This window comes from Nocardia sp. NPDC004722 (assembly GCF_053601505.1).
In genome coordinates this window covers 1-1163 of record NZ_JBSGBY010001102.1, presented here as the reverse complement: position 1 = coordinate 1163, position 1163 = coordinate 1, and the positions used below count along the sequence as shown (strand labels likewise).

Here is a 1163-nt window from a genome sequence, read left to right as displayed (position 1 = left end):
CCTCGGCCGCGGCGGCCTCCCGCATCTGGTCGATGATGCGATCGGCGTCGGCGCGAGCCTCCTCGCGCATGCTCGAGGAAGGCCACTGCCTCACCTGCCAAGCCGTACCGACCTCCGACAACGAAATCGACGCCTGAAAGGCGATAGCGCCCTGTCGTACTCAGCTCGTTGGGGCTTCGATTCCCGTGTCGGTCACCAGGGCGTGGCGGGGACCGGGCGCGCGCAGAACGAGGCGCGGCAGAACGTGGGAGGGCGCGTCGAGTTCGCGAAGCAGTTGCCGCAGGAAGTCCTCGAGGCTGTCGTAGCGCCTGAGGATGTCGACCAATACCCGTAGCGCGCCACCGTATGTCGGGTCAGCGGTAGTCATTGGTCTCCCTCCGAGGCTCGTGCGATCACGGTAGGGCGCGGTGGATACGCGGCCGGGGAGGCCCGCGGCCACCTTCATGCGATTTTCGGCCAGCGCGGGCCGGGTCTTCGTGTCCGAGTCGATCCACCCGCATCCGACGGTTGGTAGCTCTAGAATTGCTGGATTCGTGGCCCGGACCGAAACAAGGGGGAGCATCCGCGGTATGCCCGACGACCCATGGTGTGTGCGTTCGATTCACAGCGTCTCGGCGCTGGCCGGGTTCGCCCGGGACCGATCCTTGAGTGCCGCCGCGGTTTTGACCGGAACGGGACTACGCGAGCAGGACCTGGAAGACCCCGGCCTCGAGATCGACCTCACGCAGGAGTTCCAGGTCGTCGCCAATATCCTCGACGCGATCGGCGACGAGCCGGGTTTCGGCCTGCTGGCGGGGTTCTCGGTGCGACTGCCGATGCTGGGCAGCCTGGGCCTGGCGATGGCCAGTTGCGCGACCGTGCGGGACATGGCCGAACTGTGGGTGCGCTACTCCGCGCTGTCGTTCGCCTACACCCGCTTCGGGATGGACGAGGCCGAGGCGGCGGTGCTGATGACTCTCGACGCGGCGACCGCACCCGAACCGCTGCGCCGCTTCGCCGTCGAACGGGATCTCGCGGCCGTGCGCACCATTCAGCGCGATCTGCTGAGCTGGGACATTCCCGTGCGACGGGTCGAGCTCACGTTTCCCTACGCCCCGGTGTACGAGGCGGCTCGTAGTTTGGACAGCCTTGCCGCTGCCCGTCGTAGTATGCAGCACTTCGTC

2 protein-coding genes are annotated in these 1163 nt (G+C 67.2%); one reads left to right on the top strand and one right to left on the bottom strand.

What is annotated here, in order from left to right; all coding sequences use genetic code 11:
• Nucleotides 1-160: 160 nt before the first annotated feature.
• Nucleotides 161-367 carry a hypothetical protein gene (locus ACWELQ_RS46080; protein WP_452403256.1) on the bottom strand — a complete coding sequence of 69 codons (207 nt, stop codon included), beginning with the start codon at nucleotides 365-367 and terminating at the stop codon, nucleotides 161-163.
• Nucleotides 368-569: 202 nt separating this feature from the next.
• On the opposite strand from ACWELQ_RS46080, the gene ACWELQ_RS46075 reads away from it, so the two are divergent.
• Nucleotides 570-1163, top strand: a 594-nt coding sequence (locus tag ACWELQ_RS46075) for an AraC family transcriptional regulator ligand-binding domain-containing protein (protein ID WP_452403255.1), incomplete at its 3' end; no start/stop codon positions are given.